Annotated in this window: 15 protein-coding genes and 1 pseudogene; 8 read left to right on the top strand and 8 right to left on the bottom strand. The window is 62.1% G+C overall.

Annotated elements, in window-relative coordinates; all coding sequences use genetic code 11:
* Positions 1–87: 87 nt before the first annotated feature.
* Together fabV and BJQ17_RS04170 are read left to right on the top strand one after the other, a co-directional pair.
* Entirely contained in the window at positions 88–1,299 is a 1,212-nt protein-coding gene (fabV, locus tag BJQ17_RS04175) for an enoyl-ACP reductase FabV (RefSeq protein ID WP_003251642.1), read from the top strand.
* A 143-nt stretch (positions 1,300–1,442) separates the two neighbouring features.
* The gene (locus BJQ17_RS04170; protein WP_004577693.1) at positions 1,443–2,351 is read left to right on the top strand and encodes an alpha/beta fold hydrolase; all 909 of its coding nucleotides are present in this window, start codon (positions 1,443–1,445) and stop codon (positions 2,349–2,351) included.
* A gap of 44 nt (positions 2,352–2,395) precedes the next feature.
* Here the strand turns inward: BJQ17_RS04170 and BJQ17_RS04165 are convergent, their stop codons facing one another.
* The 4 genes from BJQ17_RS04165 to BJQ17_RS04150 are packed head-to-tail and all read right to left on the bottom strand — an operon-like array spanning position 2,396 to position 4,368.
* Positions 2,396–2,737, bottom strand: a complete 342-nt coding sequence (locus tag BJQ17_RS04165; RefSeq protein WP_003251646.1) for a HopJ type III effector protein — start codon at positions 2,735–2,737, stop codon at positions 2,396–2,398.
* Entirely contained in the window at positions 2,734–3,027 is a 294-nt protein-coding gene (locus BJQ17_RS04160) for a DUF1244 domain-containing protein (RefSeq protein WP_070095559.1), read from the bottom strand. Before BJQ17_RS04160 ends, BJQ17_RS04165 begins: the two co-directional genes overlap by 4 nt.
* A gap of 9 nt (positions 3,028–3,036) precedes the next feature.
* Positions 3,037–3,774, bottom strand: coding sequence for a dihydromonapterin reductase (gene folM / locus BJQ17_RS04155; RefSeq protein WP_070095558.1), 738 nt, complete (start codon positions 3,772–3,774; stop codon positions 3,037–3,039).
* Positions 3,775–3,807: 33 nt separating this feature from the next.
* Entirely contained in the window at positions 3,808–4,368 is a 561-nt protein-coding gene (locus tag BJQ17_RS04150) for a hypothetical protein (RefSeq protein ID WP_003251651.1), read from the bottom strand.
* A gap of 220 nt (positions 4,369–4,588) precedes the next feature.
* Here BJQ17_RS04150 and BJQ17_RS04145 point away from each other — a divergent pair.
* Positions 4,589–5,505, top strand: a pseudogene (locus tag BJQ17_RS04145) (MerR family transcriptional regulator).
* On the opposite strand, the gene BJQ17_RS04140 reads toward BJQ17_RS04145, so the two are convergent.
* Both BJQ17_RS04140 and BJQ17_RS04135 read right to left on the bottom strand, forming a co-directional pair.
* Complete coding sequence (locus BJQ17_RS04140) at positions 5,490–6,107, bottom strand: hypothetical protein (protein WP_003251653.1); 618 nt, start codon at positions 6,105–6,107, stop codon at positions 5,490–5,492. The pseudogene BJQ17_RS04145 and the gene BJQ17_RS04140 overlap by 16 nt on opposite strands.
* A 59-nt stretch (positions 6,108–6,166) precedes the next feature.
* Entirely contained in the window at positions 6,167–6,595 is a 429-nt protein-coding gene (locus tag BJQ17_RS04135) for a PAS sensor domain-containing protein (RefSeq protein WP_003251655.1), read from the bottom strand.
* A 115-nt stretch (positions 6,596–6,710) separates the two neighbouring features.
* On the opposite strand from BJQ17_RS04135, the gene BJQ17_RS04130 reads away from it, so the two are divergent.
* A complete protein-coding gene (locus BJQ17_RS04130; RefSeq protein ID WP_003251656.1) occupies positions 6,711–7,166 on the top strand; it encodes a flavodoxin in 456 nt (151 codons plus the stop codon).
* Positions 7,167–7,187: 21 nt separating this feature from the next.
* Here BJQ17_RS04130 and BJQ17_RS04125 read toward each other — a convergent pair whose 3' ends face one another.
* Positions 7,188–8,069 (bottom strand): LysR family transcriptional regulator, encoded by an 882-nt coding sequence (locus BJQ17_RS04125; protein ID WP_070095557.1) that lies wholly within the window; start codon positions 8,067–8,069, stop codon positions 7,188–7,190.
* Positions 8,070–8,166: 97 nt separating this feature from the next.
* Between BJQ17_RS04125 and BJQ17_RS04120 the strand changes: the two genes are divergently transcribed.
* The 4 genes from BJQ17_RS04120 to BJQ17_RS04105 all read left to right on the top strand — a co-directional run bounded on the left by BJQ17_RS04120 (position 8,167) and on the right by BJQ17_RS04105 (position 13,927).
* Positions 8,167–8,553: a CidA/LrgA family protein gene (locus BJQ17_RS04120; RefSeq protein ID WP_070095556.1), complete on the top strand. Its 387-nt coding sequence runs from the start codon at positions 8,167–8,169 to the stop codon at positions 8,551–8,553.
* Complete coding sequence (locus BJQ17_RS04115) at positions 8,543–9,229, top strand: LrgB family protein (protein ID WP_070095555.1); 687 nt, start codon at positions 8,543–8,545, stop codon at positions 9,227–9,229. Before BJQ17_RS04120 ends, BJQ17_RS04115 begins: the two co-directional genes overlap by 11 nt.
* Before the next feature lie 176 nt (positions 9,230–9,405).
* Positions 9,406–10,311 (top strand): alpha/beta fold hydrolase, encoded by a 906-nt coding sequence (locus tag BJQ17_RS04110; protein WP_070095554.1) that lies wholly within the window; start codon positions 9,406–9,408, stop codon positions 10,309–10,311.
* A gap of 391 nt (positions 10,312–10,702) precedes the next feature.
* Positions 10,703–13,927 (top strand): DUF6543 domain-containing protein, encoded by a 3,225-nt coding sequence (locus BJQ17_RS04105; RefSeq protein WP_070095553.1) that lies wholly within the window; start codon positions 10,703–10,705, stop codon positions 13,925–13,927.
* On the opposite strand, the gene BJQ17_RS04100 is transcribed toward BJQ17_RS04105, so the two are convergent.
* A complete protein-coding gene (locus tag BJQ17_RS04100) occupies positions 13,858–14,691 on the bottom strand; it encodes an IclR family transcriptional regulator (RefSeq protein WP_003251668.1) in 834 nt (277 codons plus the stop codon). The two genes, BJQ17_RS04105 and BJQ17_RS04100, sit on opposite strands and share 70 nt — an antisense overlap.
* Between the last annotated feature and the right edge of the window lie 29 nt (positions 14,692–14,720).

Here is a 14,720-nt window from a genome sequence, read left to right as displayed (position 1 = left end):
TAACCTGCGGGGGTAGTCTCACCCTCTGATCAATCGGAATCGCCCCAAGCGGCGCTTTCCTGGCATAAACCTGACGAGGTACAGACATTGGCCATCATTCATCCTAAGGTTCGCGGTTTCATCTGCACCACGACTCATCCGAAGGGCTGCGAGCTCAACGTCCGTGACCAGATCGAAGCCACCCGCAAGCTGGGCGTACGCGAGGATGGCCCGAAGAAGGTCCTGGTCATCGGTGCTTCCAGCGGCTACGGCCTGGCTGCCCGCATCACGGCGGCCTTCGGCTTCAAGGCCGACACCCTGGGCGTGTTCTTCGAAAAACCAGGCACCGAGACCAAGGCCGGCACTGCTGGCTGGTACAACGCTGCCGCCTTCGACAAGTTCGCCAAGGCCGAGGGCCTGTACAGCAAGTCGATCAACGGTGACGCCTTCTCTGACGAAGCCCGCGCCAAGGTCATCGAGCTGATCAAGAACGAAATGGGTGGCAAGGTCGACCTGGTCATCTACTCGCTGGCTTCGCCCGTGCGCAAGCTGCCGCAGACCGGTGAAGTCATTCGCTCGGCACTCAAGCCGATCGGCCAGCCATACAAGTCGACCGCCATCGACACCAACAAGGACACCATCATCGAGGCCAGCATCGAGCCGGCCACCGAGCAGGAAATTGCCGATACCGTCACCGTCATGGGTGGCCAGGACTGGCAGCTGTGGATCGATGCGCTGGCTGGCGCCAATGTACTTGCCGAAGGCGCTCGCACCGTGGCCTTCAGCTATATCGGCAGCGATATCACCTGGCCGATCTACTGGCACGGTGCACTGGGCCAGGCCAAGCAGGACCTGGACGAAACTGCCCTGCGTCTGAACCAGAAGCTGGCCGGTGAAGTGAAAGGCGGCGCCAATGTGGCGGTGCTCAAGTCGGTGGTTACCCAGGCCAGCTCGGCCATCCCGGTGATGCCACTGTACCTGTCGATGGTCTTCAAGATCATGCAGGAGAAAGGTGTACACGAAGGCACCCAGGACCAGCTCGACCGCATGTACCGCGACCGTATGTACCGTACCGACGGTGCGCCGGCAGAGGTCGACGAGAAGGGGCGCCTGCGCCTGGACGACTGGGAACTGCGTGACGACGTGCAAAACGCCTGCAAGGCCCTGTGGCCACAGGTGACCACCGAGAACCTGTTCGAGCTGACTGACTACGCCGGTTACAAGAAGCAGTTCCTCAACCTGTTCGGCTTCGAGCGCGCTGACGTCAACTACGACGAAGACGTGGCCACCGATGTGAAGTTCGACTGCGTCGAGCTGTAATCGGGTAAGCCTGTACCGGCCTCTTCGCGGGCAAGCCCGCTCCCACAGGTTCTCCCCCTGTAGGAGCGGGTTCACCCGCGAAGAGGCCAGTACAAGCTACAAAATCTTTGCTAGTTTTGGCGCACAACAACAGGAAATGCGCCATGAGTAGCCTCATCCAACCCGCTACCCCATTTCGCCACCCCGCGGCCGACGGATACAGCCTCGGCGGCTTCTGCTGGCGCCACGCCCAACCTGACCCCCAGCGCCCGCTGGTGATCATCAACGCTGCCACGTCGGTACGCTGCCGCTATTACGCCCGCTTTGCCGACTACCTGTTCGCCCACGGCTGCGATGTGCTGACCTACGACTACCGTGGCATCGGCGAATCCCGGCCGGCGTCGCTGCGTGGTTTCCAGGCCTCCTGGAGCGACTGGGGCCGGCTGGATTTTGAAGCCATGCTGGCGCATGCGGCAGCGCATTTCCCAGGTCAGCCGGTGGACGTGGTGGGGCACAGTTTCGGCGGTTGTGCAGTAGGCCTGGCACCGTCGGCTGGCCAGATCCGTCGGGTCGTGATGGTTGGCGCGCAGTTCGCCTACTGGCGCGACTACGCGGCCAACCAGCGCTGGCAGCTGTTCGGCAAGTGGCATGTGGTCATGCCGCTGTTGACCCGGGTATTCGGCTACTTTCCCGGCAAGCGCCTGGGTTGGCTGGAAGACACGCCATCCGGCGTGGTGCACGACTGGACCACGCGTACCCCACGTTATGAGCACCGCCCCAGCGGGCGGGCGTTGGCGGCGCTACCGTTCGCCCAGGTGCGTGCGAAGACGCTGGCCATCAGTCTGACGGACGACCCCTTCGGGACCGTAGCGGCAACCGAGCGTTTGTTGGGTTATCTGCAAAGTGCCGAGCGCCAGCACCTGCGCATTGCGCCTGTGGATATCTCGGTCGAGGAAATTGGCCATTTCGCGTTCTTCCATGACCGGTTTCGCGAAAACCTGTGGCCGGTGGCCTTGCAGTGGTTGCGGCAGGGGAGGCTTGAAGGTGGGGGGCCTGGCACCATTATCGATTGATGGTGGGCGCTGGATCGTGGGGCCGCAAAGCGGCCCCGGCAATATCAAGCCTTGCGCGCAAGCGGCTGCGCAGCAAACTTCACACCCGCCAGACCGTGTTTGATCAGCGCACGGATGTTGCCATGGTCGCTACCCTCAGGCGTGGCCACCACATCACGGTAGTGCTCGCCGAAGGCCAGCAGCGCTTCCTGGTCGCTCAGCCCTTCAAGCAAGGCCAGGCCCAGGGTTTTGCACGAACCTTCGTTCTGCCCTGCCGCATTCTCCACGCCGCCGTTGTTGAAGGCCTGCGGCTGGTAGCTGTAGTTGTCGGCAATGAACGCCAAGGTATCGGCAAATACATGTTGGCCGCTGGCCAGGCTTGCGCGCAGGGTATTCAGGTCAGTCACGAGGTTTTTCCTTTTTCGAACGCCGCTTGTTGTTCGGCGCTGGCTTCTTTCTGGTATTGGGCTTTCCACTCGGCGTAGGGCATGCCGTACACCGCTTCGCGGGCATCATCCAGGCTCAGGTCCAGCTGACGCTCCTCAGCGGCGGCCTTGTACCACTTGGACAGGCAGTTGCGGCAGAAACCGGACAGGTTCATCAGGTCGATGTTCTGTACATCGGTGCGCTTTTGCAGGTGTTCGACCAGGCGCCGGAACGCGGCGGCCTCGAGCTCGAGCTGTTGTTGTGGGGTCATGGTCTTCTCTCAAGTCATGCGGTTCTTCAGGTGGCGGCCACCGTTGATGACCACCTGGCTGCCGGTGCTGTACTGGCTGGCGAGCAGGTACTTGACGGTCTCGATCAGCGGGCCGGCGCCGGGTTCGAATTCCAGCAGGGCCTTTTTCAGGGTTTGCTGGCGGTAGGCTTCGTCACCCCCTTCCTTGAGGATCAGCAGCCCGGGCAGGATACCGTTCACACGCACCTTGGGCGCATATTTTTCGGCGAATGACAGCACCATGTTCTGCAGTGCGGCCTTGGTGGCGGCGTAGCCGATGTGGCTTTTACTGCCGCGCGAGGAGGTTTCGTCGCAGATGTGAATGATGTCGGCCTTTTCCACCTTGGCCAGCAGGTCGCCCAGGGCCAGGTTGAGGTGGTAGGGCGCTTCGACGTGCAGGCGGAACATGGTCTCGAGGTTGTCGAGGCCGTCGTCGAGCCATAGCGAAGCATTGTGGATGATGGCGCGCAGTCCGTCGTAACGATCGTGCAGGTGATCGATCAGCGCCTGGCGGTCGCCCGCCTGGCACAGGTCGGCCTGAAACTGCACGATGTTGGGGTGGGCTGCCGGCGGCTGGATGCTGCGGCTGGCACTGACCACCGTATGGCCGGCCTGTGCCAGTTCGAGGGCCAGGGCCAGCCCGACACGCTGGCTGGCTCCGGTAACGAGAATGGGGCTGTTCATGTTCGGGGTGGTCAACTTGTCTGTCCTTTGATTGCCACCCAGCATACCCGAACTGTTTACCTGTTGTATGGCCTGGCCTCAGCGGCTGCGCAAGGCGCCAGCAGCGGGCGGGGAGGCCTGTAGCCAACTGGCCAGCAGGCGGGTGGACAGCGGGATGAACAGGTACACCATCACCGGCGTCAGGGCCAGGGTGCTGAGCAGTACCCGGGGCACAAGGTCGAGTGCCGTCAACCAGTGGCCGAACACCAGGTTGAAGGCCAGCGAGACTGGGAAAAACGCCAGCCAGATGGCCACGGCCTGCTTCCAGCGTGGCGGTTTTTGCACCCTGTTGGTGCCGAACCAGTCGTCGATACCGCTAACGCGCGCCTCTTTGGGGCGCTCGAACAGACCGTTGCCGCGTTGTAACCATGCGCGACGCGAGGCGGAGTGCTCCCAGGCATGCAGGGTCGGCTCGTCGCTGAAGCGGAAGATGATCTGAAATTCGTCGCCATCCCGGGGCGGGGCGAGGATGCCCGAGCCGAGGTAGCCAGGGAAGTCGGTGGCCAGTTGTTCGCCTTCGTGCAGCCAGGCCAGCAGGTCCTGGTAGCGGCCATGGGCGGCGCGGCGAGACACCATGAGGGTGACGGGTGGGGTAGACATTGTGTATCTCCTGGCAACGGGGCTGGCGGGTAGCTGGCCCCTTTGGCTGTGTGGCCCGGGGTGGTGGGCGACGCAGTCGTGCATGCAAGAATCGGGCACGCATTATCGCGCAGTTGCGATCTTCGGCAACGCTCAGCTGGCAAACGGTGGCACCAACAGACCGACACAGTCGTAGTAAGCTATGTGCTCAGTTTCTTCGCACTCAGGGTACTTCGTGCACATGAACGAACAGGGACGTAAACCGGTGATCGATGCGAGTTTCGAGCAGCAGGAGCTGTTTCCGATTCGTGAAGTGTCACGCTTGACCGGTGTCAACGCCGTGACCCTTCGTGCCTGGGAACGCCGTTATGGGCTGATCCAGCCCATCCGTACCGACAGTGGTCACCGCCTGTATTCCCAGGCTGATATCGATGAAATCCGCCGTATCCTCGGCTGGCTGGAGCGTGGCGTGGCGGTCAGCAAGGTGGGCAGCATTCTTGCTCGCGGCCATGCTCTCTCCGGGCAGGCCGGCGGCGCGGTGGACCCCTGCTTGCGCTGGCAAAACCAGATTCGCCTGGCGGTACAGCACTTCGACGTGGCGGGCCTGGATCGCCTTTATGACGAGGTGTTCGCGGCCAGCACCCTGGACCAGGTTTTCGCCAATGTGTTCATGCCGGTGTGGCATGACATGGTAGTCCGGCAAGGCGGTTATGGGCAGGCCAGCGAATGGCTGTTCTATGATCAGTTCCTGCGCGGTCGGGTTTTCGCCCGCTTGCAGCTGGCCCGTGTGCCGAGTAGCCGCACCGTGCTGGTGGCGCCATTGCCGGGGCAGTGCTAACCAGTCTGATCCTGGGTAGCGATGAAATACGCGTGATCCCGCTGGCGAACGGGCAGCCGCTGCAAGAGCTTGCGCTGGTCTGCGAACGGCTGAAGCCGGACGCCTTGGTGCTGTTTTCCCATCCGTCGCCCACAGTAGAACTCACCCGGCACCTCAAGCGCCTGGCGTCGATGCTGGAATGCCCGTTGTTACTGGCCGGTGAGGCGGCGGAAGCGGTACAGGACAGCCTGGCTGGCAGCCCTGTAGCCTGCCTGGGCGCGCAGGGCAGTGTGATGCGCCAGCGCTTGCGGCAGTTTCTGGCCCGTCAGCTCGATACTTGAGTGTGCAGCTCGGGGTGGGCGTGGCGGTGGGCCTGGAGGATGTAGTCGCGCAGGCGTTCGATTTCTTCGGCTGGGCTTTGGCCGAGGTCGTAGGCAGCCAGGTCCGTGCCGATGCGCCGGCCCAACACACCATGCAGTTCGATCGGGGTGATGCCGCCCGGGGCGAAGCGCAGCTCGAAGCGGGCGGGTGCTGTTGGCAAATCACGGACTTCCAGCAGCACGCCTTTGAAGGAAATCTCCCGCACCCACAGGCCGCTTGCCTTGTCATGGGCGTCGAGCAGAGCGCTCGGCTGGTCCAGCGACAAGCGCCATGGGCGCAGCATGGGGCCGTCTTCGTAGATTTCCGGTGAACCCAGCTGCAGGTGCAGGGCGTGGAACTCGTCCTCTACCAGCTGCAGCGGGAAACTGATCTGCTGGTTGTTGAACTGGGCCTGCAAGGTCACCTGCTCGTTAGCCACCAACCGCGTAAGCAAGCTTTGAATGCGGCGGTCGCCATTGACCAGCAGGCTCGACATGGTGTCAGCCAGGTTCAGTTGTGGCGAATGCTGCATGTTCTGTATGAAATCCAGCTCGTCCTGGGTCAGGAGCGCGTCTGCTTGCATGATCGAACTCGGTGGTGGCGATTTCTTCAACGGAATTGACCGTGCGTGGCGGACTTGGTTCAGGCGCGTTCGTCGGGTTTCGGACGAGCGCGCAGTTCCGCCAGCTCCCGTTCCAGTTCGACCTGGCGGCTGACGTCCTTCTGGATGCCGATGAAGTAGGTGCGCTGGTCGAAGTCGCTCTTCACCGGCGTGATCGACAGCTCGTTCCAGAAGGCGCTGCCATCCTTGCGATAGTTGCGCAGCACTTCGCGGCAGGGGCGGCCTTCGGCCATGGCCTTGCGGATGCGTGCGCGGCCGAGCTGGTCACGGTCGTCAGCCTGCAGGAACCGGCAATCCTGATAGAGAATCTCGTCACGGCTGTAGCCAGTGAGGCATTCGAAAGCGGCGTTCACGTAGATCAGGATAGTGTCGTCGCCTTCCTTTTCGGCAACCACGATGCCGTCATTGGACGCATCGACCATCGATTGCAGCAATTGCGCGTTGATCATGTCCGGGCCATAGGTGAAGGAAAACGGAAGATGGCGACTTTGGTAACGGCGGCCTTTTGCCAGCGTTGAATGCTAGTATCCTACGTTTTCACTCAGTTTCGGAATCCTCTACCCGATGAAAGTCGCCATTATTTCCGGCTCGGTCTATGGCACCGCCGAAGAAGTCGCCCGTCACGCTGAATCGCTACTCAAGGCGGCGGGTTTCGAGGCCTGGCATGCTGCGCGTGCCACCCTTCAGGATCTTCAGGGTTTTGCCCCCGACGCCTTGTTGGCCGTGACCTCGACCACCGGTATGGGTGAGTTGCCGGACAACCTCATGCCGCTGTACAGCACACTTCGTGACACACTGCCCGCGGCCTGGCGCGGCCTGCCTGGTGCGGTGATCGCGCTGGGCGACTCCAGTTATGGCGATACCTATTGCGGGGGTGGCGAGCAGATGCGTGAGCTGTTCGCCGAGCTGGGCGTGCGCGAGGTGCAGCCAATGCTGCGCCTGGATGCGAGCGAGACCGTGACCCCGGAGGCGGATGCCGAGCCTTGGCTGGCTGAGTTGGCGAGCGCACTGAACGCCTGACCTGGCATCTGCGCAGGCGTGTTAGCCATGGGGCTCGCGCAACAAGGCCAACCACCCCTGCGCCGCCCGTGACAGGTAGGCGCCGCGTCGCCAGATAAACGCGATATCCCAACGCAAATCCTCCTGCGCATTCAACGGCACACGCACCACCCCGGGGCGCTCCAGCGCTTTTGCCACCACCCGGGGCAGCATCACCACGCCCTGGCCCGCTGCCACCAGCGCCGCCAAAAAATCCGCCTGGCCGCTGCGCCCGCCTTCCTTGGGGGTGAAGCCCTGCTGCTGGCACGCCTTCAGCAGCCGGTCGTTGAGCACGAAACTGCGCTGGTAGAGCAGGAACGGTGTATCGGCCAGTTGCCTCAGGCCCACGGCGTCCAGGCCCGCCAGGGCATGGCCAGCCGGCAGCAAGGCATCCAGCGGTTCGTTGCAGAAGGGCTGGTAGTCGAATGCCTCGTCGGTGGGCGTCAAGCAGCCGCCCAGTTCCAGTTCGCCACTTCTGACGGCCTGTTCGACGTTGCGGCTGCCGCCTTCAAGCAGCTGGATGGCGATGTTCGGATGGCGCCGCCGGTACTCGGCGAACAAGCCGGCGAACAACGTGTCGCTGCCAAGCATCGGCAAGCCCAGGCGTAGTTCGCCACGCTCCATCTGGCTGAGGTCGTCCAGCTCGTTGAGCAGCGCCTGGCGCTGGCGCAGCAGGGCTTCGCCACGCTCCAGCACGATGCGCCCGGCAGCGGTCAGGTGCAGGTGCGACGCCTGGCGCTCCAGCAGCGGCTGGCCCACATCTTGCTCAAGCTGGGCCACCTGCTTGCTCACGGCCGACTGGCTGATGTGCAGGGTCTGTGCCGCCTGGGTAAAACCGCCGCGGTGGACCACTTCGATAAAGCTGCGCAGTTGTTTGAATTCCATTGCTTCGATTCCATTCTGGAATGGCAGGCAGTCTAACAATTCGCTTCTGGCCTAGGCAGCCAAATCTTAAAATAAGGGCCTGTCGAGGAACCCCGCCATGAAACCTGCATCATTGAAAAAAGCCCTGCGCCTGCTCGTCGAGCTGGCGGTTCTCTGTACCCTGTTCCTGCTCGGTGGCCAGATTGCCAGTTGGCTGGGCTGGCCGATCCCCGGCGGTGTGATGGGCCTGGCACTGCTGTTGATACTGTTCGCTTCGGGTGTGCTCAAACCGGCCACGCTGCAATTGGGGGCCGGCTGGTTGATGGCTGAGATGCTGTTGTTCTTCATCCCGGCGCTGATGAGCCTGCTCGACTATGGCGCATTGATCCGTGAAGAGGGCTGGCGCATCTTGCTGGTGATTGCCGTGAGCACGCTGATGGTGATGGTAGTGACCGCCATGACCGTGGAGATGGTGTGCCGCTGGAGGCTGCGCCGTGAGCCTTGAACCCATGCCGCTGTTCTGGTTGGCCTTGACCTTGCTGGCTTACCTGGGTAGCCGTTGGTTGTACCGGCGTAGCAAGCGCTACCTGCTGTCGCCGTTGATCCTGGTACCGGTGTTGCTGCTGGCTGTGGCCGTGCCGCTGCATACGGCCTATGCCGAGTATGCGCGCAACACCCACTGGTTGATGGGCGTGCTCGGCCCGGTGACCGTAGCCTTCGCAGTGCCGATCTGGCAGCAGCGGGCCATGCTGGCGCGCCATTGGCTGGCCCTGATGGTGGGCATGGTAGCCGGCAGCAGTGCCTCGATCGCCAGCTCCTGGGGGCTGGCGCACCTGTTTGCGCTGGACAGCGCAACCAGCCTGTCGCTGGTGCCGCGCTCGATCACCACGCCCTTTGCCATGCCGCTGGCCCATGACTTGGGTGGGGTGCCAGAACTGACAGCGGTGTTCGTGATGTTCACCGGCGTGCTCGGTGCCATGTTCGGCGGTGTGCTGTTGCGTTGGTTGCCGCTGCGCACGCCGTTGGCACGGGGGGCCCTGTTCGGTGTTGGCGCGCATGGTGCCGGGGTCAGCCGGGCGCAGGAAGTGGGCCGTGAGGAAGGCTCGGTGGCCGGCCTGGTGATGGTCCTGACCGGGCTGCTCAACCTGTTCGCGGCGCCGTTGTTGGCCTTGCTGCTCTGACCGTTCGTGCCACTGACTCGCTCAGTCATCAAGCTGGCTGGCAACGCAAGTTCCAGCCAATGGGCTGCTGGCTAGACTTTGCCTCGACATAGAGAGCACATGTAAGTGCCGAGGTGACATGCAATGAACGCAGCCTTGCCCTATTCCGCCAACACCACTACACCGGGACCCATCTGATGCCTATGGCCGAGATTCCATTGTGCGTCTGGCGTACCCGGTCACAGCGTTTCATGTTCCGGGGCCAGAGCATCCGCTACTGGACCGCAGGGCAAGGAGAGCCTCTGCTTCTGTTACACGGTTTCCCCACCGCCAGTTGGGACTGGCACTACCTGTGGGGCCCTCTGAGCCAACGTTTCCGGGTGATCGCTTGCGACATGCTTGGCTTTGGTGATTCGGACAAGCCCGTCGATCACACTTACAGCCTGATGGAGCAAGCAGACCTGCAGCAGGCATTGCTTGCCCATCTGCAGGTCGCGCAGCCCGTGCACCTGTTGGCCCACGACTACGGCGGCAGCGTGGCTCAGGAACTGCTGGCGCGACACCATGAGCAGCGTGCCGACATTGCCAGTTGCGTGTTCCTCAACAGCGGGCTGTTCCCCGAAAGCTGCCGCATGCTACTGATCCAGAAGCTGCTGCTCAGCCGGTTTGGCTGGCTGGTCGGGCGCTCGTTCGGGCGTGACGATCTGGTGCGTAACGTGATTCAGGTCTACGGCCCCTGCACCCATCCCAGTGAAAGCGCGCTGGATGATTTCTGGAGCCTGATCGCTGCCAACCGGGGCACGCGCATCCTGCACAAGCTGGTGGGCTACATGCCGGAGCGCAGGTTGCACCGCGAACGCTGGGTCGGGGCGATGCAACGTAAAGGCGTGCCGCTGCGCTTGATCAATGGCGTGGTCGACCCGCTTTCCGGCGCGCACATGCTTGAGCGCTACCGGCAACTGATACCGGAGCCGGACACCGTGCAGTTACTGGGCATTGGCCATTACCCGCATACCGAAGCGCCAGTGCAGGTGCTGCGCCACTACCTGGCCTTTCGTGAGCAGCCGCTGAGCTTCTACCCGCCGAAAGTGGCGTGGTCATGACGAGGTTTCAGCGCCGATGAGGTCGGGCGCCATCCGGGCGGCGCCCGATCTCAACGGCGCTGAAAGTCTTGACGGTCACCTGACCGCCAGGATGCATTTTCAGATTTCAAAAAAAAGGCCGCTGCAAGCCGCAGCGGCCAATCGAGACGTCAGATCAAGGAGCTTCAAAATCTACGTCGGTGAACCTCGCAGGCTTGAAAGGCGGGGGGAGAGCCCTTCAAGCCGGCCAGTGAGTCAAGAATAAGCGCTTGATCCGTTAGGAAAAATAGCGTCTGTCGACATTCACCTTTACGTTTCAGGCAACAGTGCCAAGTGCGGGGTAAGCTTCCCTGCGCTACTGCCTTTATCATCCGTTCACTCTGCTGCCTCCTTGTATTTTGGAGCGCAGTTCATGTCTTTCGATTTCAATCTCGGCAGCCCCGATTTCGGTGAAGGGTGCCCAGGTGCACGCTCTGTGAAAGAACAGGTGAAGGCCATGATGGCCCACGCCCAGGAGCTGCAACAGCTGATGGCTGCGGTTGCGCAATTGGGCAGCCTGATACCGGAGGCGCATCGACAACAGTTCACCGAGCAGAAGCGTTTGCCGTTGGCGGTTGTCGAGTCGCTTGTGCCGCAAAGGCAGGCGGTTCTTGACCAGTGGTGGGAGCAACACTCCAGATTAAGTTCGAAACCACTTACCCTGGCGTCCCATTTGATCCAGCTGATGTTTGCTGAAACGCGTCTCAAGGCCCTTAGGTTCAAGGCCTGGGAAGCCGGTATCGAGGCCCTTGAGCAGGACGGGGACGTAAACAAGCATGAGGTGTACCTGGTTGCCGGAGATTTGCGTTTTCGTTTGCCGGGCGTCGTTGCCAGCCGTCATGACCTCGAACAGAACCCGGACGCACCTGCGGATTTTCTGATTTACAGCTTGGCCAGCGGTTGCTGGTTCGACACTGAACGCGCGCGCGCAGCCAGCGCACTCGCCCCAGCCTTTGCTGAAGGCAGCCCGTTGCGTTGGCTGTTGTCTTCGCAAGAGCGGGCGGCGTTGTCTACAGAGGGTTTGACACTCGATTTCGTGCCGCTGCAAGTACCACTTCACAGGTATTTCATCCGTGATCTGCGGGCTATCCAGCTTAAGGCCACCCAGCGCAGCCTGCGGATCAAGGTCGATGACGCGCGGCGTCTGGCCCAGCTCGACAGTGCGGCTCGGCTTGAGCCTCTGGTGGCTGCGCTGCAGAAACGTGCGACGCGGCATGTGCGAGCGTACCGCACCAGCCTGCTGCCCGAATGGCGGCGATTCATGCAGGGCGAGGAACTGCAAGCCTATCGACAACTGGAAGATGACCTGCAGGTGAAGGAGCAGCGTTGCACCGAGCGTCTGGCGCAATGGCGCGACCTGCGCAGCTTCGCCAAGAAACAGGTCAAGCAAGCCCTTGGCCTGGATATCGACCCCGAGCAGGTACGCGTGTGTGTCAGTCACGTCGATGACCCTGAGCAGGCGATGAAACACACCCTGCTCGATTGGGCGTTGAGTGGTGGCTACAGCGGGGGCCAGCTCAAGGTCGAAATCCTGGGGGAGCGGCACCGTTCATTGTTGGGAAGCACCTCTATCCAGAGCGTGATCGAAAAACTGGATTTGCGCGTGAACTACGTCAAACAGATCCGTACGCTCTATGACGACGCTTTGACCATGGCCGCACTGTGCGAGGTGCTTGATGCGCGGCTGGCGCTGGCCAATCAGGCCGCTCGTCATCAAGGGTTTCACCCGGCTGGGTTCGATCTGCTGCACCACGCACGCCAGGGGAACATGCAGGCCAATGCCATCAGCGCCGGCCTGGTTTACCTCAATGGTGCGCAAACGCCCTTGAAGGATCTGCTGTGTCTGGTGCAGGGCGATCAGTACTTGCTCTACGCCCCTGGAGCACCCGGAGGCGATTTTCATCTTTTCGATTCACTCCAGGAAATGGCGCTCGAAATCGGTAGCTGGACCTTGTGGCCGGTAGGCAGTGAGTACCTGCTGGGGCAATGCTCGCGGGCCCAGCATGATTCGCTCAAGCGCCATTTGCGCAAGGTCGAGATGCTACCCACCGACTGGACCATGCACAGCGTGACGCTCGCGCCGATCAAGTCGCAGCAGTGGCCGGCTGTGCTCAAAGCTCTGGCCAGGCGCAAGATCATTGCCCTGATCGAGGATCAACAGGCCACCACGCCAAGCTGGTTCATCAACGCCAGTCGTGCCGAGCAGCAGGCACTGGTTGATATCGATCAACTGCTCAAGCTGGCGCAGGCCAGGTATCAGTCGCTGATGAAGATGCCGAGCTTTCGCACCTTCGCCCATCGACAGGTGACGGAAAAGATCAACTCATACCCGGGCAATCGCGGCGGCCCAATCAACCCGGATCAGGTATTGATAACGCTGGAAGAGGATGCCATTCGCACACTGACACAGACTGTCATCAAAGGTTATCCCACGTATTACAATTTCTCCGACTTTGCCCGCATCACCTCGGCTACCGGCCAGGATATCTCGCACCTGAGCCCGGCGCTGCTGGGGAGCTACATTCGTGCTGCCGACCTGGGCAACAAGTACATCGAAGAAGTGAAAGCGCAGTTACTCGACCGCTCCAGGCCGGAATATGAAAGGCTCAGGCAGTGTTATCGCACGCTCTTTGCTTTGAAGATCAGGCGTGCCGTGCTCAGCGAGAAACTTCAGGGAAGCTTGTCGGGCCGCCATGCGCAGTGGCTGGAATCGGTGATCGACACTTTTTCGGGAACCTCGATCGACGCGGCGTGCAACCTTTATCCGTTGTGGATGGACGATTGCCCTGTTCAAGGTGCCTACCTGCTGAAGCATGCTCGTGACCGCGAGCTTGAGCCCTTGGTCTATCTGCCAGAAATCGAGCAAGGCCCCACGCTGCGGACCCTCAGCGAGCTGGCAAGGACTTGGCGTGAGCACGACTTGGCAGGTTATTGCCAAGACCGCGTGCCGTTATCGAACCAGTCGCGCTTGAACGCATGGATCGAAGAGCAACTGCGCGCCGGGGATGGCATTGAGCTGGTGCTGGACGCCGTTGCCCGAGGCAGGGGCGTGCGGCCGCCGATAGGGGAGACCGGGCGTATCGGGGATCCTGTCCAGGACCTGGAGAAACGTATCAGGCGGATGATCAACGAAGCCGCTGAAGACAGCGCCGACGCTGCCGAGCGTATTTCGGCCGTGGTGGTGGAGTGGGGGATCGTACTGGCCGGCATCCTCACCGTGCCGTTTCCGCCGGCGGCTATGGCCGTCGGGCTGTTCTGTGCGGCCAGGTCCTTTGTCACCGGGGCCATCGCGTGGAGCGATGGCGACCGTTCCGCCGCCTTGCTGTCGTTCGCGGCGGGGGTTGCAGGAACGGTGGCTTCCACGGGGGTTTTGGCGCGGCTGTTCGGTGCCGCGCAGAAATACATCACCGTACTTTCTCGTGCAGAGGTGTCGCAGCCCACGGCCTTCTCGCGTGTGATCGGGCGGCTATGCGATGACTACGGCGATTTGGTGAGCGAGGTGGCACCCGCCCTTTATGACGGCTTCTCTCAGGAACTGCTCTGGCTCGTCGAGGAGGAAACACAAGACGTCGAAGCGCAGTGTGGGTTGCCCGCGTAACCCATGCGCCAGCTCACGGTTCGTGCGGCCGTGAGCAGGCGCTGCGCCGCCGGCCCATGTTCATCGGCATGGAAGATCGACGTCGGCCCGACCACAGTCATCACCGCCGCAATCTGCCCCAGGGCGTTGAATACTGGCGCCGACAGCGCATCCACCCCCGGCATCAGCAGGCCATGCACATGGTGCAGGCCCTGTTCGCGGATGCCGGCCAGCAGTGTGTCGTAGTCACTGGCGGTTTGTTGCAAAGCGGCCAGTTCCCTGTCGCGCAGCTCCTGGGTTTCTCGCTCGGGCAGGTAGGCGGCGAATACCAGCCCGGTGGACGAGCTGAGCAACGGCAGCACCGAACCGATCTGGGTCACCACGGTGACTGCGCGCACGGCAGGTTCGATGCTTACCACCGTGGCCCCCTGGTTGCCCCACACAGCGATGAAGCAGCTTTCGTTGAGCTCATCTCGCAACTGCGACAACGGCATTGCCGCCACCTTCAGCACATCGATGCTGCCCAGCGCCGCCAGCCCCACCCGCAATGCCTCGCGCCCCAGCCCGTAATGGTTGGTGGCCGCATCCTGTTCGGCAAAACCACTCGCAATCAGCGCCTGCAGGTAGCGATGCACTTTGCTTGCAGGCATCTGCACGTGCTCGGCCAGGCGTGATAGTGAAGTCGAGGGTGAGAGTTCGGCGAGGGCCTTGAGGATGTCGGTGCCGACTTCCGCCGAGCGGACCTTCTGCTTGCCGGTGTCGGTGGGGGAGCTGGCTTTGGCCATGGGAGGGGAGGTTCCGGGTTTATCGTGTC

This window comes from Pseudomonas sp. NBRC 111139 (assembly GCF_001753955.1).
Lineage (GTDB): Bacteria > Pseudomonadota > Gammaproteobacteria > Pseudomonadales > Pseudomonadaceae > Aquipseudomonas > Aquipseudomonas alloputida.
Note: the sequence above shows the minus strand (reverse complement) of the source record. Positions and strands in the feature narration are given on the sequence as shown.